The sequence below is a fragment of the Rhizobium sp. SL42 genome (assembly GCF_021729845.1).
Lineage (GTDB): Bacteria > Pseudomonadota > Alphaproteobacteria > Rhizobiales > Rhizobiaceae > Allorhizobium.
The window spans coordinates 1488537-1510478 of sequence record NZ_CP063397.1; the positions used below are offsets into that span (position 1 = coordinate 1488537).

Consider the following 21942-nt stretch of genomic DNA (forward strand, 5'->3'; position numbering starts at 1 on the left):
TTCGTGCCGCAATATACCATCGCGAACCACTCTTCGCCAGCCTTTGCCACCCTTCGCCCTTGCCGCCAAAAGCTTGATCCTCTAAGACACCGGCACATTTTGAAACGAAGAAATCCGGTTGTGATCATGAGCGAAAAGAACAAGAAGCCGCAGAAACTCAAGGCCCGCCTGCCGCGCGGCTTTGTCGATCGCGAGGCCGGTGACATCCGCGCTGCCAACCAGATGATGGAGACCATCCGCGAGGTCTACGAGCGTTACGGCTTCGATCCGATCGAGACCCCGCTGTTCGAATATACCGACGCGCTGGGTAAGTTCCTGCCCGACAGCGACCGGCCGAACGAAGGTGTCTTCTCGCTGCAGGACGATGACGAACAGTGGATGTCGCTGCGCTACGACCTGACCGCACCGATGGCCCGCCATGTCGCCGAGAATTTCAACGAGATCCAGCTGCCCTTCCGCACCTATCGCGCCGGCTATGTCTTCCGCAACGAGAAGCCAGGCCCGGGCCGCTTCCGCCAGTTCATGCAGTTCGATGCCGACACTGTCGGCGCGCCGGGCGTCCAGTCCGATGCCGAAATGTGCATGATGATGGCCGACACGCTGGAAGCGCTCGGCATCAAGCGTGGCGACTATGTGATCCGGGTGAACAACCGCAAGGTGCTCGATGGCGTGATGGAAGCGATCGGCCTCGGCGGTGAGGAGAATGCCGGCCGTCGCCTGAACGTGCTGCGCGCCATCGACAAGCTCGACAAGTTCGGCCCGGAAGGGGTGAAGCTTCTGCTCGGCGAAGGTCGCAAAGACGAAAGCGGCGACTTTACCAAGGGTGCTGGCTTGATCGGTGAGCAGATCGAGAAGGTTCTCTTCTTCGTTGGCATCAAGAACTACGCCGACAGCGCCGCCGAACTGGCTGATCTGGTTGCCGGGACTTCCAAGGGTGCCGAAGGCGTCGGGGAACTTAACATGATCGGCGGGCTGGTCGAGAGCGCCGGCTACGACGCGGGCCGCATCAAGATCGACCCCTCTGTCGTCCGAGGCCTCGAATACTACACCGGCCCCGTCTACGAAGCCGAACTCACCTTCGACGTCACCAACGAAAAGGGCGAAAAAGTCGTCTTCGGTTCGGTCGGCGGCGGCGGGCGTTACGATGGTCTCGTCTCGCGCTTCATGGGCCAGCCGGTGCCGGCCACGGGTTTCTCGATCGGCGTCTCTCGCCTGATGACGGCCTTGAAGAACCTCGGCAAGCTCGGTGAGGATCAGGTGCTCGCCCCGGTTCTGATCACCGTCATGGATGGCGATGTCGAGAGCATGGGCCGCTACCAGCGCTTTACCCAGGCCCTGCGCAACGAAGGCGTTCGCGCCGAAATGTACCAGGGCAACTGGAAGAAGTTCGGCAACCAGCTGAAATACGCCGACCGTCGCGGTTCTCCGATCGCCATCATCCAGGGTGGCGACGAGCGCGCGCAAGGGGTGGTGCAGATCAAGGACCTGATCGAGGGCAAGCGCCTCTCCGGCGAGATCACCGACAATGCCGAATGGCGCGAGGCGCGCGTGGCGCAGGAAGTGGTGCCTGAGGCTGAGCTGGTGACCAAGGTGAAGGAAATCCTGGCCGCCCAGGCGGAAGACCGGCGTCGGGTGAAGGGTGCCTGATGTCTGAGCGGGTGGCTTTTCCCCTCCCCAGCCCTCCCCACAAGGGGGAGGGGGCAGCTTGGCGCGTGTGTTTTGCGTCAGGGATCGCCCCATCGCTGTGCTCTGCTGTGGACGCGAGCGCCTACCCCGAGGCTTCTCCCCCCTTGTGGGGGAGATGGGCGGTAGCCCAGAGGGGGGGGTCTCCCGCCGCAGGAGCCATAACATGCCGCTGATCGACATGCCGGATTTTGCCGGCGTCCTGCTCGACGAATTTGCCGCCCGCGCCACGACCCGCGTCGATACGCCGGTGATCCAGCCGGCAGCCCCATTCCTCGACATGGCGGGCGAAGACCTTCGCCGCCGTATCTTCCTGACCGAGAACGAGCGCGGCGAAAGCCTGTGCCTCAGGCCCGAATTCACCATTCCCGTGTGTCTCCGCCATATCGAGACCGCGACCGGCACGCCGAAGCGTTATGCCTATCTCGGCGAGGTCTTCCGCCAGCGTCGCGAAGGCGCCCAGGAATTCTATCAGGCCGGCATCGAGGATCTCGGCAATACCGGCATTGCCGCGGCCGATGCGCGTGCTGTCGCCGACAGCGTCCAGATTCTGACCAGCCTGCTGCCCGGCAAGCGTCTGTCCGTCATGCTTGGCGACCAGTCGGTGTTCGAGGCGGTGGTCAAGGCGCTCGGCCTGCCGGCGGGCTGGCAGAAGCGCCTGATCCAGGCGTTCGGCAATCCGGCCCAGATCGATCAGCTGCTGCGACGCCTGGCGACGCCATCGGCGGTGCCGGGTCTTGATCCCGAAGTGTCCGAACTGCTGTCGCTCGGCGATGAAGCAGCCTTGGTGGCCCATATCGACGAGACGATGCAGGCGACCGGTTATCTCACCAATGCCAGCCGCACCCCGATCGAAATCGCCCGCCGGCTGAAGGAAAAGCTGGCGCTTGCCGAAACCAGGCTCGATGGCGCGGCTCTGCTGCTGCTGCGTGAATTCCTGTCGCTGGAACTGCCACTGTCGGAAGCCACCGCAGCCCTTGCCGGGTTTGCCGATGCCGCCGGGCTGCAGCTCGGCGCCGCTGTCCAGCGTTTCGAAGAGCGTGTGGCCGCCCTTGCCAAGACCGGCATTCACCTGTCCGCGATTACCTACCGTGCGGCCTTCGGTCGTCCGCTCGATTATTACACCGGCCTCGTCTTCGAGGTTGTTGCGGAAGGTCGCCCGGCTGTGCTCGCCGGCGGCGGCCGTTTCGACCGGCTGTTGACGCTGCTGGGTGCCGAAACCCATATCCCGGCCGTCGGCTTCTCGCTCTGGCTGGACCGCATCGAAACCGAGAGAGGCCTCTGATGACCATCACCATCGGATTGCCCTCCAAAGGGCGGATGAAGGAAGACTCGTCGGCCATCTTCGAGCGCGCCGGCATGAAGATCGTCGCGGTCGGTAATGACCGCTCCTATCGCGGCCGTGTCGAAGGTTCTGACGATATTGAGATCGCCTATCTGTCGGCCTCGGAGATCTCGCGCGAGATCGGCAATGGCACGGTTGATTTCGGTGTCACCGGCGAAGACCTGATCCGGGAAGGCCTGGCGGATGCCGACAGCCGTGTCGAGATCGCCGCGCGCCTGGGCTTCGGCCATGCCGACGTGATCGTCGCCGTGCCGGAAATCTGGCTCGATGTCGATACCATGGCCGACCTTGGCGATGTCGCCGCCGAATTTCGCGCCCGCCACGGCCGGCGTCTGGCCATCGCCACGAAATACTGGCGCCTGACCCAGCAGCATTTTTCCGGCAGTCATGGCATCCAGCTCTACCGCATCGTCGAAAGCCTCGGCGCCACCGAAGGGGCGCCTGCCGCCGGCCAAGCCGATATCATCGTCGATATCACCTCCACCGGCTCGACGCTCAGAGCCAATCACCTGAAGATCCTGTCGGATGGGGTGATCTTGAAATCGGAAGCCTGCCTCGTGCGCGCCCGAAAGCCCGAGCATGACGGCAATCCGACTGTTGCCCGCATCATAGAGGCCGTGCGCGGAGTGCTGTGAGCCTGCCTTGCGGTCGGCTGTCGCTCCGTAGGGTAGAGGGGCGGCCTCAAGCTACACAACGAAAATTATCAAACTAAAAAACCCGCCGGACATTGTCCGGCGGGTTGTCTTGCCTGGAGGGCAGGTAAAGCTTAGGCGGCGACGGTGGCCGCGCCGCGACGGGCGTCGATCGAATAAGCGCCGGCACCGATGATGGCGAGCAGGATATAGCCGCCGGCCAGCGTGACATTCTTCATCAGCATGATCTGGTTCAGGGTGTTGATCCAGCCGAGCGCGCCTTCCGGCCAGCCTTCGATGGCAACGGTGCCGCTATGGAAGACGAGACCGGTGAACACGCAGAACAGGGCGAGCGCCCAGGCGGTCAGCCTGGTCTGGAAGCCGACGAGAACGAAGAGGCCGGCGACCAGTTCGAACAGACCGGCGGCATAGGCGAGCAGGGTCGCAGCCGGCAGGCCGGCGCCGGTGATCATGCCGGCAGTGCCAGACGGATCGGTCAGCTTGCCGAAGCCGGACAGGATGAAGATGAAGGAAAGAAGGATGCGGGCGACAACAAGAAGGGTGTTGTTGGTGCTGGACATGAGGGAACTCCTTTGAATGGATGACGCTGAAACCCGGGCGAGGTGGGCTTCAGAAAGCTGACCTCTAGATGCCTGTTTTTACCGTTATGCGATAGATTGACGACAATTGACTGATCGTTCACAAATAAGAGACAATGATTGTATGCGTCCGGCCTGGTCGTCCGCCGTGGCGCCTGCTCAGGGCTGTGTCTAGGCCGAAAACACGCAGACCTCCGGACGCTAACAGTCTTCCCGAACATCCACAATAAATGCCGCAGTTGCCGTATGGATGACGGGTGCTGCCGATCGCGCCGGAAATGGAGATGCTTAGGCGTTGTTTGCCGCTGACAGTCGGAAACGGGGAAAGATGAACAGTCCGACGATCGTGCCGCCGTCATTGCCGTCGAAGCCACCGGACTCGCCGATGCAGAATACCGGCTGGCGCTGGGCGCTGCCGGACAGGATGGTGGTGGAATAACAGAACCGCGACGGTGCGGTGGCGGCCTGTTCGAACAGGCGCAAGATATGGCCACGATCGCTCTGGTCATAGCAACGCATCATGGTCAGCAAGCCGCATTCGGCGCCGTCCAGCCCGTGCAGCTGGGCCGCCTTTTCGCCGAGCTTCAACAGCCCGTTGGTCAGGTCACCCGTCCAGTCTTCCGATACACCGAAACGAGACGCGTGTTCGCCCAAAGGACTTTCGCCCTCGAGCAGGGGTGACGAGAAATTTGCGGCGAGATCTGCGTTTGCAATCTTAAACAAGGTAGTCCCCAAGTCGAAAGCCGGTACAAGGCCCTATAAGTCTCGGATCAAATGTCTGTTCCAGAGCCAAACTTCCCCGTAAGGCTCTTCCGGCGATATGGCCGGATCCAGCAAGCCTGATGCTTGCCGATCTTCATTCCCCGGCGCCCAGGCAGAAACGCATTTCGCCCCGACGCGTTACGCTCCATCCAACTCGCCCGGAGGTTACAATTCAGGTCCCCACCTGCGTCATTCCGATTTCAGATACGAATGACCCGATGACGCGAGCCGAACGACCGATTTTCTTGCGATAACGCAAGAGTTGTAAATGAAACTGAGTCCGCTGAACCAAGGTGGACTTCGTCTTGCCTGCCTCTTCCCCTGCCAGCTTCGACTGATACCCGCATGTCCCATTCTGGGGCAGCAGGAATAGGCTGGTGGATATCATGTTTCACAGCACATGAAAACGCCTCATGTTCTTCCCAAAGGAGAATTCACCTCCCTTTTTGGCTGATCTTCAGGTATGAAATATTAGAAAAATATAATTTAAAGATTGCGGAAAATTGACGGCGTGGCTTTAGTTCGAAAATGAAAATGTAATCTTGGATTTTATAAGGTATCTTTTATATTCGGGTAAGCTTTGTCAATTCCAGCTCTGAAAAGTTGTGTGCTTATTTTGGGGTTGTTCACCGATCGCGTAAATCACGAAGCGATGCGCCAGCGGAATTAAAGGGGAAACGGTTAACGGATCAAGGTCTGATCCGGCAAGATCCCTTTTTGGTCTTCCGAACGTCAAGGAGCGGCACATCCAGAAATATGTCGCAGGAGTGCGACGCCAGGAAACGAAAAAGGGCGGTCCGAAGACCGCCCTTTCTGTAAGCTGTACCGGTTGACGGACAGTCCCGTAGTCAGACCTGACGGTCTGATCACATCATGTCCATGCCGCCTGTTCAGCGCGCTTGACGCGCTGAACCCCTTGGGTGATGGGCGGCTTTCACGGACAGTTCAGCAATCAGACCTGATGGTCTGATTACATCATGTCCATGCCGCCCATGCCGCCCATGCCGCCTGGCATGCCGCCAGCAGCTTCCTTCTTCGGAAGTTCGGCGATCATGGCTTCGGTGGTGATCAGCAGCGAGGCAACCGAAGCTGCGTTCTGCAGGGCAGTACGAACAACCTTGACCGGGTCGACGATACCCATGGCGATCATGTCGCCGAATTCGCCGGTCTGGGCGTTGTAGCCGTAGTTGTCGTTGTCCTTGTCGAGGATCTTGCCGACGATGATCGAAGCTTCGTCACCGGCGTTGTCGGCGATCTGGCGGACCAGCGACTGCAGCGCCTTGCGGACGATGTTGATGCCGGCTTCCTGGTCGTCGTTTGCACCCTTGACAGAGATCTTGGTCGAGGAGCGCAGCAGAGCCGTACCACCGCCCGGAACGATACCTTCCTGAACGGCAGCGCGGGTTGCGTTCAGAGCGTCGTCGATGCGATCCTTGCGTTCCTTGACTTCGATTTCCGTCGAGCCGCCAACGCGGATCACGGCAACGCCGCCAGCGAGCTTGGCAAGACGTTCCTGAAGCTTTTCCTTGTCGTAATCCGACGTGGTTTCTTCGATCTGCGCCTTGATCTGGGCAACGCGGCCTTCGATGTCGGACTTCTGGCCAGCACCATCAACGATGGTGGTGTTTTCCTTGGTGATCGAGATCTTCTTGGCGCGGCCGAGCATGTCGAGCGTGACAGTTTCGAGCTTGATGCCGAGGTCTTCGGAGATGACAGTGCCGCCCGACAGGATGGCGATGTCTTCCAGCATGGCCTTGCGGCGATCGCCGAAGCCAGGAGCCTTGACGGCAGCGATCTTCAGGCCGCCACGCAGCTTGTTGACGACGAGCGTTGCAAGGGCTTCGCCTTCGACGTCTTCAGCGATGATGACGAGCGGCTTGCCGGTCTGAACGACGGCTTCGAGAACCGGCAGCATTGCCTGGAGGTTCGAGAGCTTCTTTTCGTGCAGGAGGATGTACGCGTCGTCGAGGTCGGCGATCATCTTTTCCGGGTTGGTGACGAAGTAAGGCGACAGGTAGCCGCGGTCGAACTGCATGCCTTCGACGACTTCGAGTTCGGTTTCAGCGGTCTTGGCTTCTTCGACGGTGATGACACCTTCGTTGCCGACCTTCTGCATGGCTTCAGCGATATCGCGACCAACCTGGCTGTCGCCATTTGCCGAGATCGTGCCGACCTGTGCGACTTCTTCAGACGTCGAGATCTTCTTGGCCTTGGCCTGGAGGTCCTTGACGACTTCCGAAACGGCGAGGTCGATGCCGCGCTTCAGGTCCATCGGGTTCATGCCGGCGGCCACTGCCTTGTTGCCTTCGCGAACGATGGCCTGGGCAAGAACGGTAGCAGTCGTGGTGCCGTCGCCGGCGATGTCGTTGGTCTTCGAAGCAACTTCGCGGACCATCTGGGCGCCCATGTTTTCGAACTTGTCTTCAAGTTCGATTTCCTTGGCAACCGATACGCCGTCCTTGGTGATGCGCGGTGCGCCGAAGGACTTGTCGATGATGACGTTACGGCCCTTAGGACCGAGCGTTACCTTGACAGCGTCAGCGAGGATGTCGACGCCGCGCAGCATCTTTTCGCGCGCAGTGCGGCCGAATTTAATTTCTTTAGCAGCCATTTTCAAAACTCCCGGGCATCAGCCCATTGGTGAATTGTCTAGAAGGGAAGGGTGAAACGGCTGATCAGCCGATAACGCCCATGATGTCGGCTTCCTTCATGATCAGAAGGTCTACGCCGTCGAGCTTGACTTCGGTGCCCGACCACTTGCCGAACAGGACGCGGTCACCAACCTTGACGTCGAGCGCGACCAGGTTGCCCTTGTCGTCGCGAACGCCGGAGCCGATAGCGATGATTTCGCCTTCAGCCGGCTTTTCCTTGGCAGTGTCAGGAATGATGATGCCGCCCTTGGTCTTTTCTTCAGATTCAACGCGCTTGACTACAACGCGGTCGTGAAGCGGACGGAAAGTTGTGCTTGCCATTGTCTAATCCCTCGATCAAATGACATTCGCGGACCGCAGAACGGGTCCGCATCGATACTGTTAGCACTCGCTCTTGGTGAGTGCCAGCGAGGTTGAGATAAGGAGAGGCCCCTGATGAGTCAAGCACGGGGCGAAAAAATATTGCCGCGCCGTGCCCCTCGATCGCCGACCATCGTGCACGGAAATGCGACGATACTGCAGGCGTTGATCGGCCTTTTTCGCGGCAATATCCGCTGTCTCGGCTTGGCGACGTTATAGATGCCGAACACGCCACGACTGCAATGTCCGGGCATGACGGTGGCCGCATCGAAACCCCAGCTTTTCGCAGAGATGATTAACGGCAGCTTCGGCCCCAAAGCGGGCCTGCCGATAGCGGTGAACGGTGGCCAGCCTCTTGGCGAACAAGCACTCCCGGTGAACAAGCGAAGGTGAACAAGCAAAGGTGGCAAGCGGGCGGGTGAAACGATGCCGGGATGTTTGACAGCGTCCTGCAAATTTGAGAGGTTCCTGTCGTGGAGTGCGCGAAAGCTCCATGAGGCGCCATGCCGCAATTTCGCATCCGTCCGGTTCAAGTCACGGAGCAAATCATGGCACCCTATGGCGCAATTTCCGCCGACAAGCTCTTTCGCCTGCTTGGTTCATCCCAGTCTCCCCTGATTGTCGACGTCCGCATCGCCGACGATGTCGCGGCGCATCCCTTCCTCATTCCCGGCGCCTTCCGCCGTGATCACCGGCAGATCGGTGAATGGGCGGCGCAAGTCGCCTCCACTCCCACATCCGTTGTCGTCGTCTGTCACCAGGGGCGCAAGCTGAGCGAAGGCGTCGCGGCCCATTTGCGCCTTCTCGGCATATCGGCCGAAGTCCTGGAAGGCGGCAATTCTGCCTGGGCGGCGGCTGGCCTGCCGCAGGTGCCCATCGACCGGCTCGGTGATGGTCAGGGCGCCGGCTCGTCACTCTGGGTCACGCGCAACCGGCCGAAGATCGACCGCATTGCCTGTCCCTGGCTTATCCGGCGTTTCATCGATCCCTTCGCCCGCTTCCTCTTCGTGGCCTCATCCGAGGTCGAAGGCGTTGCCGACAGGTTCAATGCCGTGCCTTTCGATATGGAAGGCGTGTTCTGGAGCCATCGCGGCGACCGCTGCACCTTCGACACCATGCTTTCGGAATTCCAGCTGGAAACGCCTGCACTTCTAACTCTAGGGGAGATCGTGCGCGGTGCCGATACCAACCGGCTCGATCTTGCGCCGCAGGCCGCCGGTCTGCTGGCGGTGTCGCTCGGCCTGTCGCGGCTCTATTCCTCGGATCTCCAGCAACTGGAGCAGGGCTTGCTTCTCTATGACGCCTATTACAGATGGGCGCGCGATGCGATGGATGAAAAACACGATTGGGTGACGCGCGGTGGGCGCGATGGAGTGAAATGACAAACGCTACCGCTGAACATATGGCGCTGCCTGCCGCGCAGCCGCCGAGCTTTGCTGAACTGACCGCCGCCTTCGCCCGTGTCGGTGTCCTGAGCTTCGGCGGTCCGGCCGCCCAGATCGCCCTGATGCACCGCATCTGTGTCGACGAGAAGCGCTGGATCGACGAGGACCGGTATCTGCATGCGCTGAACTACTGCATGCTGCTGCCGGGGCCGGAAGCCCAGCAACTGGCCACCTATATCGGCTGGCTGCTGCATGGCGTGCGCGGCGGCATCGTCGCCGGCCTGCTCTTCGTCCTGCCGGGGCTTGCCGTCATCATGGGCCTCTCGACGCTTTACGCGCTCTATCAGGAGGCCGATCTCGTTGCCGGCCTCTTCTTCGGTCTGAAGGCGGCCGTGCTCGCCGTCGTCATCGAAGCGGTGATCCGCATCGGCAAGCGGGCGCTGAAAATCACGTTTCACCGGATCCTCGCAGCACTCGCCTTTCTCGCCCTGTTTGCCCTGTCGCTGCCATTTCCGCTGGTAATCCTGCTGGCGGCGGTCGCGGGCCTCGTTCGTGCCCGGATCACCCCGACAGAAGATGTTCCTGCCCCCATGAACCTGAAGGCCCGCCCGCCGGCGCTGCGTCAGTTGCTGACGCTGCTGTTCTGGGTTGCCGTCTGGCTGGCACCGCTGCCGATCCTTTGGCTGCTGGCGGCCGATACCGCCTTGCCGGATCTCTATGCCTTCTTTTCCAAGATGGCGCTGGTCACCTTCGGTGGCGCCTATGCCGTGCTTGCCTATGTCGCACAGGTGGCGGTCGAGCAGTATCAGTGGCTGAAGCCCGGCGAGATGCTGGATGGTCTGGCCCTGGCCGAAACCACGCCGGGGCCTTTGGTCCTGGTGCTCTCCTATGTCGGCTTCCTCGCCGGCTTTCGCCATGGCGGCGGGCTCGATCCGCTGCTGGCGGGCCTTCTCGGGGCCTCGCTGACCGCCTGGGCGACCTTCATTCCGAGCTTCATCTGGATCTTTGCCGGTGCGCCCTATATCGAACGGCTGCGCGGCAACCGCCTGATGAATGCCGCCCTGTCGGCGATCACCGCCGCTGTCGTTGGCGTCATCCTCAATCTCGCCGTCTGGTTTGCCCTGCATGTCGTCTTCGCCCGCGTCGGCGTCTTCGAACGACCATTGGTCGGGCCTCTCGCTCCATGGCTGAATGTGTCGCTGCCCGTGCCGGACTGGACCTCGCTCGATCTGGCGGCCTTGGCTGTCGCCGTTATTGCGGCCGTGATGATCTTCCGCTTCCATCAGGGCATAGGACGGACGCTGGTCCTTGCGGCGCTGCTTGGCCTGGCGCTGCGCATGCTCGCCTGAGCCGCGCCGCGGGCAGTCATTTTCTCGAAGAAACCGGCAAGGCTCTTGCCTTGCCGGCTTTCCTTTGCCATGTCAGCCCACACGATCTTGAAGTCAGGAATGAACATGGCACTCGGCATTTCCACCCTAGGCGACGTCACCGCGAACTATGATGTCATCCTCTGCGATGTCTGGGGCGTGCTGCATAACGGCATCGATGCCTTTCCGGCTGCCTCGGAAGCCTTGACGGCAGCGCGGGCTGCGGGTGTCACCGTCGTCCTGATCACCAATTCGCCGCGTCCGGCGCCGGGCGTCATCACCCAGCTCCGCGCCATCGGTGTCGCCGATACCGCCTATGACAGGATCATCACCTCCGGCGACGTCACGCGCACGTTGATCGCGGCCGGTCCTAAGAAGGTCTTCCTGCTGGGCCCCGAGCGCGACATGCCGCTGCTCGAAGGGCTGGATGTCGAGGCGGTGCCCGCCGATCAGGCCGATTGCATAGTCTGCACCGGCTTCTTCGACGACGAGACCGAGGTGCCGGAAGACTATACCGCGATGCTCACCGAATTCGTCGCCCGCAAGGTGCCGCTGATTTGCGCCAACCCCGATCTGGTCGTCGAGCGCGGCCACCGGTTGATCCCCTGCGCCGGTGCCGTGGCGGCCTACTACAACACGCTCGGCGGTGAGACCCGCATCGCCGGCAAGCCGCATGCGCCGATTTATGCTGCAACGCTCGCCGCAGCCGGCCAGGCACGCGGCGATGCGATCGACAAGTCCCGGGTTCTGGCGATCGGTGACGGCATGCCGACCGATGTGCGCGGCGCCATCGATGCCGGCCTCGACCTTCTCTATATTTCGGGCGGCATCCATGCGGCGGAATATTCGCCGACGGGCACGACGGACGAACCCGCGCTGCACGACTTCCTCGCGCGCGAAAACGCTGCGCCGAAATTCTGGATGCAGCGTCTGGCATAAGGCTGACAGGTCATGACCGTATTCCATCGCAACGAAAAGAAAGAAGCGCTGCCTTCGGCTCTCAGTGGCGGTGTGATCGCGATCGGCAATTTCGATGGCGTGCATCGCGGCCATCAGGCCGTGCTCAGCCGTGCGCTGGAGCGGGCCGAGATGCTCGGCGTCCCGGCGCTCGTGCTGACCTTCGAGCCGCATCCGCGCTCGGTCTTCAATCCGCAGAAGCCGGTCTTTCGCCTGACGCCGCCGCCTCTGCGCGCCCGCATACTTGAAGCCATGGGTTTCCAGTCGGTCATCGAATATCCCTTCGATGTCGACTTCTCCCAGCGCTCTGCCGAGGATTTCGTCCGCTCCATCCTGGTCGAGTGGTTGGGCGCGAGCGAGGTCGTCACCGGTTTCGATTTCCATTTCGGCAAGGGCCGCGAGGGTGGACCGGCATTCCTGATGGAAGCCGGCAGCCGCCATGGCTTCGGCGTCACCTTGGTCGATGCCTTCCGTGATGAAGGCGCCGACGTGGTCTCGTCCAGCCGCATCCGCAATCTGCTCGCCGATGGCAATGTGTCCGAGGCCTCTGGCCTGCTCGGCTACCGCTTCACCGTCGAGGCCGAAGTGGTCAAGGGCAACCAGCTTGGCCGCACGCTCGGCTTCCCGACCGCCAACATGAAGCTTCCGCCGGAGGCGACGCTGCGCGCCGGCATTTACGCCGTGCGCTTCCGCCGTCCTGATGGCGTGATCCGTGATGGCGTCGCGAGCTTCGGCTACCGCCCGACCGTCACCGACAACGGCGCCGCCTGGCTGGAAACCTTCGTTTTCGATTTTTCCGGCGATCTCTATGGCGAGACCTGTTCGGTTTCCTTCTTCGGCCACCTGCGCGACGAATGGAAGTTCGATGGCCTTGATCTGCTGGTCGCCCAGATCAGGAAGGACGAGCAGGAGGCGAGGGCGCTGCTCGCGGGCGTCCGGCCGATCGGCGAACTGGATGAAAAAATCGCGTTCTGAAGCGACGCAGCTGTTTCGCTCTCTTTCTGCCGCAGCGGCCTCATTCTCCGCTGATGCCCACGCTCCTTTCCTTATGAATTCTTTATACCCGACCCCGAACTTCCAGATCGAGACTTTATCTGCATCGACCTAATTTCCCATCCGCAGCCCATGACGGCGGCCAGGAGGAATGAAGCGATGAGATTGGGACTTGGAAACGGCGCATTTTCAGGACTGGTGCTTTCGAGCCCCCCGCGCGAGATGTGTGCTGGCCGCGACGAGATGGCGGGCGGTTCTCGCCACTCCCTGCCTGTCGTGTTTGCCCGCGATGCCGCAAACACGGACAATCCGGTGCCGTGTGGGCACCAGTCGTCAGCCGAGACCGGTGGACTGGATGAACTCGCCAAGCGCATTTCGATCTCGCCGGTTTTGCGCGAACATCAGGTCTGGGCCGCGATCCCGCTGCTGGAGCCGATGACGGGTCTGCGTGGTGACTCGATGGATTTCCGTGTTTTCACAGCGTTGATGGATCGCGACGCCCTGCTTGAGGCCTTGCTTTTTCTGGCCGGACGATTGGCGCCGGTGATCGAGTTTTCACGGCTCGTGCGTTCGCACGGCGTCTGGCTCTGCCGGGCCAAGGTGATGTGTACCGACCAGACGGGCGAGCGCACGCAGCGCTGTTTCAGGGCCGTGCATGCCGACGCACCGGCCGCCATGCTGCTGGCTATACTCATCGCGGCAAACCCGGCCTGGAGTTCGGCCCGATGACCCTTTCTTTCCAGCGGATCACCGGTGTCTTCACCGATCTGGTCACGCCGTTCCGTCAGGGGGAACTGGATCTCATCGGCCTGAAGACGCTGATCGAATGGCAGATCCGCTCCGGTGTTGCCGGTCTGGTCGTGTGCGGCGAGGCCGGCGAGGCGCCGGTTCTTTGCGACACCGAGCGCGCTGCCGTGATCTCGACCACGGTGGAGGTCGCCGCCGGCAAGGTGCCGGTGTTGGTCGGCACGGGCACCAATGCGACCGAAGGCACGATCGCCCGCACCCGTGAGGCGCAGGCATTGGGAGCGGACGCGGCCGTTGTGGTTCTGCCGTATTACAGCAAGCCGACCCAGGAAGGGCTTTTTCGCCATGTCGAGGCCGTGGTAGCCGCGGTCGATCTGCCGCTGATCGTGGTCAATCGTCCGCGTCACACCGCCATCGATGTGTCACCCGCCTTGCTCGAGCGCTTCGCCCGCCTGCCTGGCGTTATCGGATTTGCCGACTATTCCGGCGACGTCAGCCGGCCGTTGTTGCTGAGGGAGCAGGACCGTTGCCGAATGCCGCTGCATTCGGGCGATGATCGCACCGCACTGGCGCTCGGCCTGATGGGTGCCCATGGCACCTTCTCGCTGGCTGCGAATGTCGCGCCGCGTCTGGTCGTTTCGATGGATCATGCCTTCCGCGGCGGCAACCTGATGGCCGCGCGCGCCCTGCAGCAGACGCTCTATCCGCTCTTCATGGCGATCGATGCCGAACAGGCAGTGGCCGCCACCAAACAGGCTTTGGCCTTCGTGCTCGGGCTTGCCCCCGATGTCCGCCTGCCGTTGACGCAGGTGGAGGAGCCGGTGGTTGCGGAAATTCGGCATGCCCTGTCCCTGCTGACCGGTCCCATGCGAGGCGTGCTCCGGGAGGAGCGTGGCATGCACAGGCCAATCTGACGTTCAGGAACCAACGGACACCACGGAACAACGGGAATTCACTGTCATGGGTTGCTTTGATCAAAAAGCCTGGAACGTTCAGGCCGCCGCGCGCTTCACTGTGGGTCGGGATCATCACGGCTGGTGGGTCGTGCATGATCGCGAGGGCAGGGTGGGAGGGCTGTTTGCCACCGAGGATGCGGCGCTGCATTTTGCCGCCGGCGAGTGCAACCGACAGCCGGGTGCCATTTGCCGGGCATCCGAAAGCGATATTGTCGAGCTGGGTTCCTTCACCAGCGATCGCTGGAGCGGTCGACGTGCCGGCGCGCCGCGCCTCTGACTGCGGTACCGACCGGTTCAACGGGGCGGCGCGTATATTCCTCCGCCCGCCCCCTTTCAATTTGCCGCAAAAACACATAGACAAACGCCCGATGACAAGGGCACGGACGCAGATATCCCTCCGAATTACAGGCCCGGCCTTCCGCGCGCTTTGAAAGCAGCCGGAGGGTCCGGGTTTTTGGCGCTTTCCGAGCGCGTCACCGTCTTCAAGACTGTCCCAGATATTTTCAGCGCAGCCCTCCCGGCGCGCCATCAATGGCTAGATCATGACCGATACCCCTGAAAAGCTTGACTATTCCAAGACCCTCTATCTTCCGGAAACGGAATTCCCGATGCGCGCCGGCCTGCCGCAGAAGGAACCGGAGATGGCCGCCAAGTGGAAGTCGATGGACCTCTACAAGAAGCTGCGCTCGTCCGCTGCCGGCCGCGAAAAGTTCGTGCTGCATGACGGCCCGCCCTATGCCAACGGCAACATCCATATCGGCCACGCGCTGAACAAGGTGCTGAAGGACGTCATCACCCGCTCGTTCCAGATGCGCGGCTATGATGCCAACTATGTGCCGGGCTGGGATTGCCACGGCCTGCCGATCGAGTGGAAGATCGAGGAAAAGTATCGCGAAAAGGGCAAGGACAAGAACGAGGTCCCGGTCAACGAATTCCGAAAGGAATGCCGCGAATTTGCCCAAGGCTGGATCGACACCCAGTCGGAAGAATTTCGCCGCCTCGGCATCGAGGGTGATTTCGATCGTCCTTATACGACGATGAATTTCCACGCAGAAAGCCGCATCGCCGGCGAACTGCTGAAGATCGCGCTGTCGGGCCAGCTCTATCGCGGCTCCAAGCCGATCATGTGGTCGGTCGTCGAGCGCACGGCGCTGGCCGAAGCCGAGGTGGAGTATCACGAGGTCGAGAGCGATACGATCTGGGTGAAGTTCCCGGTCTTCTTCGTGGCCCGCGACGGTGCCAAGATCACGGATCTTCTTGATGCCTCCGTCGTCATCTGGACAACCACCCCCTGGACCATCCCGGGCAACCGTGCGATCTCCTATTCGCCGCGCGTCGAATACGGCCTCTATGAAGTGACGGCCGCCGCCAACGATTTCGGTCCGCAGCCGGGTGAAAAGCTTATTTTCGCAGACAAGCTGGCGCCGGAATCGTTCGCCAAGGCCAAGCTCGAATTCGTCCGGCTGCGGGCTGTCTCGGCTGAAGAACTAGCATCAATCACCTGCGCGCATCCTTTGCGGGACATGGGATACTATTTCCCAGTTCCTCTATTGGACGGCGACCACGTCACCGACGATGCAGGGACAGGCTTTGTCCACACCGCGCCATCGCATGGTCGCGAAGACTTTGACGTTTGGATGAACAGCAATGCCGCATTTCAAACATTGAACCGAAAGATCGCTCAGGGGGAAATTGAGTATCGCCAAGGCTCCCCGTTGGCTCAACACCTGGAAAAGACCATCCCGTTCCCGGTCGACGATGCCGGCTTCTACACCGAAGACGCGCCCGGCTTCGGCCCGTCGGCCGAGGGCGGTGCCGCCCGCGTGCTCGACGACAACGGCAAGAAGGGCGACGCCAACAAGCGCGTCATGGAGGCGCTGATCGCGGCCAACAGCCTCTTTGCCCGTGGCCGTATCAAGCATGAATATCCGCATTCCTGGCGCTCCAAGAAGCCGGTCATTTTCCGTAACACGCCGCAATGGTTCGTCTACATGGACAAGGACTTCGGCGACGGCACGACGCTGCGTTCGCGCGCTTTGTCCGCCATCGACGACACCCGCTTCGTTCCGGCCGGCGGCCAGAACCGCCTGCGCGCCATGATCGAAGGCCGCCCGGACTGGGTGCTGTCGCGTCAGCGCGCCTGGGGCGTGCCGATCTGCGTCTTCGCCGATGCCGAGGGCAATGTGCTGAAGGATGAAGAGGTCAATGCCCGCATCCTCGAAGCCTTCGAGAAGGAAGGCGCCGATGCCTGGTTTGCCGAAGGCGCAAAGGAGCGCTTCCTAGGCAATGGGCACAACGGCGAAAAGTGGCAGATGGTCACCGACATCCTCGACGTCTGGTTCGATTCAGGCTCGACCCATACCTTCACGCTGGAAGATCGCCCGGACCTGAAATGGCCGGCCGACGTCTATCTCGAAGGCTCCGACCAGCATCGCGGCTGGTTCCATTCGTCGCTGCTCGAAAGCTGCGCGACGCGCGGCCGCGCGCCCTACAACGCCGTCGTCACCCATGGTTTCATCATGGATGAGAAGGGCGAGAAGATGTCGAAGTCGAAGGGCAATGTTACCGCCCCGCAGACGATCATGAAGGATGCCGGTGCCGATATCCTGCGCCTCTGGGTCATGTCGTCCGACTATGCCGAGGACCTGCGCGTCGGCAAGACGATCATCCAGACCAATATCGACGCCTATCGCAAGATCCGTAATACGATCCGCTGGATGCTCGGCACGCTCGCCCATGACAAGGGCGAGGAGATCTCCTATGCCGACCTGCCGGAACTCGAAAAGCTGATGCTGCATCGCCTGGCCGAGCTCGACCAGCTGGTCCGAAAGGCTTACGACGAATTCGACTTCAAGCGCATCACCCGTGCGCTCACCGATTTCGCCAATGTCGAGCTGTCGGCCTTCTATTTCGACATCCGCAAGGACACGCTCTACTGCGACGCGCCGTCGAGCCTGAAGCGCCGCTCGGCCCTGTTCGTCATCCGCAAGCTTTTCGATAGCCTCGTGCTGTGGTTCGCGCCGATGATGCCGTTCACCACGGAAGAGGCCTGGCTGTCGCGCGATCCGAATGCCGTGTCGGTGCATCTGGAACAGTTCCCGGTGATCCCGGCCGAATGGTCGAACGAGCCCGTGGCAGAGAAGTGGAAGAAGGTTCGCACCGTCCGCCGTGCCGTCACCGGCGCGCTGGAACTCGAGCGCAAGGACAAGCGCATCGGCTCGTCGCTGGAGGCAGCCCCGGTCGTGCATGTCGCCGATCCGGACCTGCTGGCGGCGCTCGAAGGCCTAGACTTTGCCGAGATCTGCATCACGTCGGATATCGCCGTTGTCGGTGGCGAAGGCCCGCAGGACGCTTTCCGTCTGGACGACGGCACCAGGGTCTCGGTCGAGCCGAAGCTTGCCGAGGGTGTGAAATGCGCCCGCTCGTGGAGGATCACCAAGGACGTTGGCAGCGACGCCGACTATCCTGATGTCTCGGCCCGCGATGCCAAGGCCCTGCGCGAGCTGGCGGCAGCACTCTGACGAAATATTGCCGGATGGTTTGCGCTTTGGCGGGTCATCCGGTAAAACTGCCTGAAAATGGCCGAAATTTACTGTCAGCGGACACGCTGGGAATTTCGACAAGACAGAACGAAATGCGGCGAGGCTGGTAGGCATTCATGAAATCGGCATATCTGTTCAGAGTTGGCTTTGGTGTGGCGGGTCTCCTGGGCGCAACGCTCGGCCTGACCGGCTGCCTCGGCAGCCCGACCTATGGCACCGACAAGACCGCGATCGAGCAGCTGGCCGATGACGTCGGTTCTGCCGTCTCGATCGGTGGCAAGGAGCCTGCCAACAAGGGCACCAAATACAATCCGCGTCCGGAACTGGTCATGCCGCCGTCTGTCGCCCAGGCCACCCTGGTCGCGCCGCAGCAGTCGCTGGCCAGCAAGGAAAACCCGGAATGGGTCGAAGCCCCTGAACAGACGCGTGAGCGCCTCGTTGCCGAGGCCGATGCGAATGCGGACAACCCAAACTACCGTTCGCCGCTGCTCGCCGGTTACGGCACAGCCGGCACGATGACCGAAACCCAGAAGTGGCAGGCCTTCCGCGAAGCCCGCAAGCTGCAGAAGGGGGCCTATCTCGACCAGCGCCGCCTGCTGTCGGATCCGCCGACGGAGTATCGCAAGACTGAGGAAACCGCGCTGACCGATCTCGGCGAGCCGGAATTGAAGAAGCAGAAGCGTCGCAAGAAGGAAGCCAAGGCCGCCCAGCAGAGTAATAGCTCCTGGTGGCAGCCCTTCCAATAAGATTTACAAAGATGACTTCGATCAGGGCAGGGCGGCAACGACCTGCCTTTTTCGTCTGGATATGGCACAATGACATTCACCATCCGCCCGGCAACCCGTGACGACGCTGCGACCATTCTCGGCTTCATCACCGAACTCGCGGTCTATGAAAAGGCCGGTCACGAAGTGGCCGCGACCGAAGACAGCATTCGCCAGTCGATCTTTGGCCATGGTTCTGTGACCGAAGCTGCCATTCTCGAGGCTGACGGAAAGCCGGCCGGCTTTGCCGTCTGGTTCTACAGTTATTCGACCTGGCTGGCGCGCAACGGCCTCTATCTCGAAGACCTCTATGTCTCGCCCGACCATCGCGGCGGCGGCGGCGGTAAGCGGCTGTTGCGTCATCTGGCGCAGATCGCGGTCGAAAAGGGCTGTGGCCGCTTCGAATGGAGCGTGCTCGACTGGAACGAGCCGGCGATCCGGGTCTATGACGCGATCGGCGCCGAGCCGCAGTCGGAATGGATCCGCTACCGTCTGTCGGGTGATGCGCTGAAGGCCTTTGCTGCCGACTGAATCCGGAGCATTTCCGACGAAAACACAGCCGCCTTCGATGCTCGATCTCTCTGATTTTACGCAATTCAGGACGCAAGGCCGGTTCCCACCTCCGCTGGAATTGCTCTAGCTCTCGCGCCTTTCCTGGAAAAAGCTCCGGAGCAAATCGGCCGCTTCCGTCTCGCGAAAGCCGGAATAGACCTCCGGCTGGTGGTGGCAGGTGGCTTGCGCGTAGAACCGCACGCCGTTGTCGACCGCGCCCCCCTTCGGGTCCTGCGCGGCATAATAAAGCCGCCGGATACGGGCAAAGGAGATGGCTGCCGCGCACATGGTGCACGGTTCCAGTGTCACATAGAGATCGGCATCGACCAAGCGTTCGTCGCAGACGATGGCTCCGGCCCGGCGGATCGCCAGGATTTCGGCATGGGCGCTGACGTCGTTTTGCGCCCGCGTCTCGTTGCCGGCCCGCCCGATGATTGCGCCATCCTTGACCACGACGGCGCCGATCGGCACCTCGCCACGCGCCCCGGCAGCGTGCGCCTCGGCAAAAGCCGCGTCCATGAAGCCGTTTGTCTTAGTCATGCGTGAACTTTCCACTTAACCAGAGCCGCGCGACCTGATACGACAGCCCAAACCACAGGCAAATAGCAAATGACATTCAAAGACAAGTCCAAGCGACCGGCGGGCAAGCCCTCTGATCGCGGCGCAAAGCCGCTCTCTCGCAAGCCGGCCGCCAAAACCGAAATCAACCCCGCACGCGCAGCCCGCTCCGGCGCATCGGCTGGCGAGGAGGGAATGAAGCCCGAGCGCATTTCCAAGCTGCTCGCGCGCGTTGGCGTGGCCTCGCGCCGCGATATCGAGCGCATGATCATGGAAGGCCGCGTCAAGCTGAACGGCACCGTGCTCGACACCCCTGTCGTCAATGTGACGCTGTCCGACAAGATCGAGGTCGATGACCAGCCGATCCGCGGCATCGAGCGCACAAGGCTCTGGCTCTATCACAAGCCGGCCGGCCTGGTGACCACCAATTCCGATCCGGAAGGTCGCTCGACCGTATTCGAAAATCTGCCGGAAGACCTTCCGCGCGTCATGTCGATCGGCCGCCTCGACATCAACACCGAGGGCCTGCTGCTGCTCACCAATGACGGAGGCCTCGCCCGGGTGCTCGAACTGCCGACCACCGGCTGGCTGCGCCGTTACCGCGTCCGCGCCTTTGGCGAGGTCGATCAGCCGGCGCTCGACAAGCTCAAGGAAGGCATGGCCGTCGACGGCGTGCTCTATGGTGCGATCGACGCAACGCTCGACCGCAAGCAGGGCCACAACGTTTGGATCACCATGGGCCTTCGCGAAGGCAAGAACCGCGAGATCAAGAACGTGCTCGGCGCGCTCGGCCTCGAGGTCAACCGTCTGATCCGCATTTCTTACGGCCCGTTCCAGCTCGGCGACCTGCCGGAAGGTGATGTCCAGGAAGTCCGCGGCCGCATGCTGCGCGACCAGTTGGGGCCGCGCCTGATCGAGGACGCCAAGGCGAATTTCGACGCACCGATCTTCGCCCACGGTGGTGCTGTCGAAGACGAGGACGATGAGGTCGTTGCCAAGGCCAAGCCCGCCAAGGCGGAATGGGCGCGCGAAGAGCGCCGCGACGAGCGTCCGGCCAAGCCGCGTTTCAGCGAAAAGCCCGGCGACAAGCGCGAACGCGCGCTCGACCGCCTTGATACCCGTCGCGATGACAGCCGCGCCAAGCCGGCCGGCAAGCGCGATGGCGAAAAGCGAGGCTTTGGTGCCCGCGACGAAGCCAGCCGCTTTGGCGACAAGCCGAAGCGCGCGCCGATGGCGCCGAAGAGCCGCACCGCCAATGTCTGGATGGCGCCCGGCGCCCGTCCGGTTGCCGAGAAGAAGGCTGCCGTTGAAGGCGAGGAGGCCAAGGCGCCCCGCGTCCGTCGCGAAGGTGCACCGGAAGGCAAGCGCTATGGTCGTGGCAAGGATGGCAAGCCGACCAAGGGGTCTATGCGCTTCAACCCCGACAGCAAGGGGCGGAAGGATTTTGCCGACCGCGATACCGGTCCGCGCGTTCTGGTGAGCCGTGCCCGCGACGAGGACGGCGACTGGATCCGCGCCGATGGCCCGGACACCAAGCCAGGTGGCCGCGACGGTGGTCGTGGTGACAGCCGCGACGGCGAGAAGCGTGGTGGTTTCGGTGACCGCGGCCCGCGCCGCGATGCTGGTGACCGCGGCCCGCGCCGTGATTTCGGCGATCGCCCCGATCGTGGTGACCGTCCGGCCCGCGCCGATCGCCCCCGTGGCGACAGTGCGCGCAGTGATGCGCCGCGCGGCGAACGTTTCGGCTCGGACCGTCCCCGTGGCGACCGCCCTGCTGGTGATCGTCCGCGTTCGGATCGTCCCCGCGATGACAGGCCCCGCGACGACAGACCTCGTGAAGACCGTCCACGCGGCGAAAAGCCTTTTGGTGCAAAGCCCTTCGGTGACAAGCCGCGCGGCGCAAAGCCGTTTGGCGACAAGCCTGCGGGCAGATCCTTCGGCGGCAAGCCGGGTGGAAAGCCCGCTGGCAAGTCTTTCGGCAAGCCCGGTGGACGTCCGCCAAGCACGCGTGCCGATGGCGGCCCACGCGGCGCCGGAGGCAGGCCTTCGGGCGCCGGCCGTGCTGGCCCGCCAAAGGGCAAGAGGTAAG

At 62.2% G+C, this 21942-nt stretch carries 19 protein-coding genes; 14 read left to right on the forward strand and 5 right to left on the reverse strand.

The window, feature by feature from the left end; translation table 11 throughout:
- Positions 1 to 126 precede the first annotated feature (126 nt).
- From hisS to hisG, 3 genes are all read left to right on the forward strand, one after another.
- The gene (hisS, locus tag IM739_RS06900) at positions 127 to 1647 is read left to right on the forward strand and encodes a histidine--tRNA ligase (RefSeq protein WP_237370447.1); all 1521 of its coding nucleotides are present in this window, start codon (positions 127 to 129) and stop codon (positions 1645 to 1647) included.
- Positions 1648 to 1849: 202 nt separating this feature from the next.
- Positions 1850 to 2968, forward strand: a complete 1119-nt coding sequence (locus tag IM739_RS06905) for an ATP phosphoribosyltransferase regulatory subunit (protein ID WP_237370448.1) — start codon at positions 1850 to 1852, stop codon at positions 2966 to 2968.
- Positions 2968 to 3663 carry an ATP phosphoribosyltransferase gene (hisG, locus tag IM739_RS06910; RefSeq protein WP_237370449.1) on the forward strand — a complete coding sequence of 232 codons (696 nt, stop codon included), beginning with the start codon at positions 2968 to 2970 and terminating at the stop codon, positions 3661 to 3663. Before IM739_RS06905 ends, hisG begins: the two co-directional genes overlap by 1 nt.
- 131 nt (positions 3664 to 3794) lie before the next feature.
- Here the strand turns inward: hisG and IM739_RS06915 are convergent, their stop codons facing one another.
- The 4 genes from IM739_RS06915 to groES form a co-directional block, all read right to left on the reverse strand.
- Positions 3795 to 4241 (reverse strand): DoxX family protein, encoded by a 447-nt coding sequence (locus tag IM739_RS06915; protein WP_237370450.1) that lies wholly within the window; start codon positions 4239 to 4241, stop codon positions 3795 to 3797.
- A gap of 306 nt (positions 4242 to 4547) precedes the next feature.
- Positions 4548 to 4982: a hypothetical protein gene (locus tag IM739_RS06920; RefSeq protein WP_237370451.1), complete on the reverse strand. Its 435-nt coding sequence runs from the start codon at positions 4980 to 4982 to the stop codon at positions 4548 to 4550.
- A gap of 1009 nt (positions 4983 to 5991) precedes the next feature.
- Complete coding sequence (gene groL / locus IM739_RS06925; RefSeq protein ID WP_007597531.1) at positions 5992 to 7632, reverse strand: chaperonin GroEL; 1641 nt, start codon at positions 7630 to 7632, stop codon at positions 5992 to 5994.
- A 64-nt stretch (positions 7633 to 7696) separates the two neighbouring features.
- On the reverse strand, positions 7697 to 7993 hold the full coding sequence (gene groES / locus IM739_RS06930; protein WP_007597533.1) for a co-chaperone GroES: 297 nt from the start codon (positions 7991 to 7993) through the stop codon (positions 7697 to 7699).
- A gap of 587 nt (positions 7994 to 8580) precedes the next feature.
- Here groES and IM739_RS06935 point away from each other — a divergent pair.
- The 10 genes from IM739_RS06935 (at position 8581) to IM739_RS06980 (ending at position 19274) form a co-directional block, all read left to right on the forward strand.
- Positions 8581 to 9414: a chromate resistance protein ChrB domain-containing protein gene (locus IM739_RS06935; RefSeq protein WP_237370452.1), complete on the forward strand. Its 834-nt coding sequence runs from the start codon at positions 8581 to 8583 to the stop codon at positions 9412 to 9414.
- Positions 9411 to 10766, forward strand: coding sequence for a chromate efflux transporter (chrA, locus tag IM739_RS06940; RefSeq protein WP_237370453.1), 1356 nt, complete (start codon positions 9411 to 9413; stop codon positions 10764 to 10766). Before IM739_RS06935 ends, chrA begins: the two co-directional genes overlap by 4 nt.
- A gap of 105 nt (positions 10767 to 10871) precedes the next feature.
- Positions 10872 to 11723, forward strand: coding sequence for a TIGR01459 family HAD-type hydrolase (locus IM739_RS06945; protein ID WP_237370454.1), 852 nt, complete (start codon positions 10872 to 10874; stop codon positions 11721 to 11723).
- Between the two features lie 12 nt (positions 11724 to 11735).
- Positions 11736 to 12716 (forward strand): bifunctional riboflavin kinase/FAD synthetase, encoded by a 981-nt coding sequence (locus tag IM739_RS06950; protein WP_237370455.1) that lies wholly within the window; start codon positions 11736 to 11738, stop codon positions 12714 to 12716.
- A 177-nt stretch (positions 12717 to 12893) separates the two neighbouring features.
- A complete protein-coding gene (locus tag IM739_RS06955) occupies positions 12894 to 13463 on the forward strand; it encodes a hypothetical protein (RefSeq protein ID WP_237370456.1) in 570 nt (189 codons plus the stop codon).
- Entirely contained in the window at positions 13460 to 14395 is a 936-nt protein-coding gene (gene dapA, locus IM739_RS06960) for a 4-hydroxy-tetrahydrodipicolinate synthase (RefSeq protein WP_237370457.1), read from the forward strand. Before IM739_RS06955 ends, dapA begins: the two co-directional genes overlap by 4 nt.
- A gap of 46 nt (positions 14396 to 14441) precedes the next feature.
- Positions 14442 to 14714, forward strand: a complete 273-nt coding sequence (locus IM739_RS06965) for a hypothetical protein (protein ID WP_237370458.1) — start codon at positions 14442 to 14444, stop codon at positions 14712 to 14714.
- Positions 14715 to 14979: 265 nt separating this feature from the next.
- Entirely contained in the window at positions 14980 to 17958 is a 2979-nt protein-coding gene (ileS, locus tag IM739_RS06970) for an isoleucine--tRNA ligase (RefSeq protein ID WP_237370459.1), read from the forward strand.
- 137 nt (positions 17959 to 18095) lie between these two features.
- Positions 18096 to 18725, forward strand: a complete 630-nt coding sequence (locus IM739_RS06975; protein ID WP_237370460.1) for a hypothetical protein — start codon at positions 18096 to 18098, stop codon at positions 18723 to 18725.
- Between the two features lie 69 nt (positions 18726 to 18794).
- Entirely contained in the window at positions 18795 to 19274 is a 480-nt protein-coding gene (locus IM739_RS06980; protein ID WP_237370461.1) for a GNAT family N-acetyltransferase, read from the forward strand.
- Between the two features lie 105 nt (positions 19275 to 19379).
- On the opposite strand, the gene IM739_RS06985 is transcribed toward IM739_RS06980, so the two are convergent.
- Positions 19380 to 19835 (reverse strand): nucleoside deaminase, encoded by a 456-nt coding sequence (locus tag IM739_RS06985; RefSeq protein ID WP_237370462.1) that lies wholly within the window; start codon positions 19833 to 19835, stop codon positions 19380 to 19382.
- Between the two features lie 69 nt (positions 19836 to 19904).
- Here IM739_RS06985 and IM739_RS06990 point away from each other — a divergent pair, with 69 nt between their 5' ends.
- Positions 19905 to 21941: a pseudouridine synthase gene (locus tag IM739_RS06990; RefSeq protein WP_237370463.1), complete on the forward strand. Its 2037-nt coding sequence runs from the start codon at positions 19905 to 19907 to the stop codon at positions 21939 to 21941.
- Position 21942: the final 1 nt, after the last annotated feature.

Excerpts from the sequence above, each read along its gene's own strand:
- hisS (WP_237370447.1), top strand. The coding sequence starts at position 127 with ATGAGCGAAAAGAACAAGAAGCCGCAGAAACTCAAGGCCCGCCTGCCG.
- IM739_RS06905 (WP_237370448.1), top strand. The coding sequence starts at position 1,850 with ATGCCGCTGATCGACATGCCGGATTTTGCCGGCGTCCTGCTCGACGAA.
- hisG (WP_237370449.1), top strand. The coding sequence starts at position 2,968 with ATGACCATCACCATCGGATTGCCCTCCAAAGGGCGGATGAAGGAAGAC.
- IM739_RS06915 (WP_237370450.1), bottom strand. The coding sequence starts at position 4,241 with ATGTCCAGCACCAACAACACCCTTCTTGTTGTCGCCCGCATCCTTCTT.
- groL (WP_007597531.1), bottom strand. The coding sequence starts at position 7,632 with ATGGCTGCTAAAGAAATTAAATTCGGCCGCACTGCGCGCGAAAAGATG.
- groES (WP_007597533.1), bottom strand. The coding sequence starts at position 7,993 with ATGGCAAGCACAACTTTCCGTCCGCTTCACGACCGCGTTGTAGTCAAG.
- IM739_RS06935 (WP_237370452.1), top strand. The coding sequence starts at position 8,581 with ATGGCACCCTATGGCGCAATTTCCGCCGACAAGCTCTTTCGCCTGCTT.
- chrA (WP_237370453.1), top strand. The coding sequence starts at position 9,411 with ATGACAAACGCTACCGCTGAACATATGGCGCTGCCTGCCGCGCAGCCG.
- IM739_RS06945 (WP_237370454.1), top strand. The coding sequence starts at position 10,872 with ATGGCACTCGGCATTTCCACCCTAGGCGACGTCACCGCGAACTATGAT.
- IM739_RS06950 (WP_237370455.1), top strand. The coding sequence starts at position 11,736 with ATGACCGTATTCCATCGCAACGAAAAGAAAGAAGCGCTGCCTTCGGCT.
- IM739_RS06955 (WP_237370456.1), top strand. The coding sequence starts at position 12,894 with ATGAGATTGGGACTTGGAAACGGCGCATTTTCAGGACTGGTGCTTTCG.
- dapA (WP_237370457.1), top strand. The coding sequence starts at position 13,460 with ATGACCCTTTCTTTCCAGCGGATCACCGGTGTCTTCACCGATCTGGTC.
- IM739_RS06965 (WP_237370458.1), top strand. The coding sequence starts at position 14,442 with ATGGGTTGCTTTGATCAAAAAGCCTGGAACGTTCAGGCCGCCGCGCGC.
- ileS (WP_237370459.1), top strand. The coding sequence starts at position 14,980 with ATGACCGATACCCCTGAAAAGCTTGACTATTCCAAGACCCTCTATCTT.
- IM739_RS06975 (WP_237370460.1), top strand. The coding sequence starts at position 18,096 with ATGAAATCGGCATATCTGTTCAGAGTTGGCTTTGGTGTGGCGGGTCTC.
- IM739_RS06980 (WP_237370461.1), top strand. The coding sequence starts at position 18,795 with ATGACATTCACCATCCGCCCGGCAACCCGTGACGACGCTGCGACCATT.
- IM739_RS06985 (WP_237370462.1), bottom strand. The coding sequence starts at position 19,835 with ATGACTAAGACAAACGGCTTCATGGACGCGGCTTTTGCCGAGGCGCAC.
- IM739_RS06990 (WP_237370463.1), top strand. The coding sequence starts at position 19,905 with ATGACATTCAAAGACAAGTCCAAGCGACCGGCGGGCAAGCCCTCTGAT.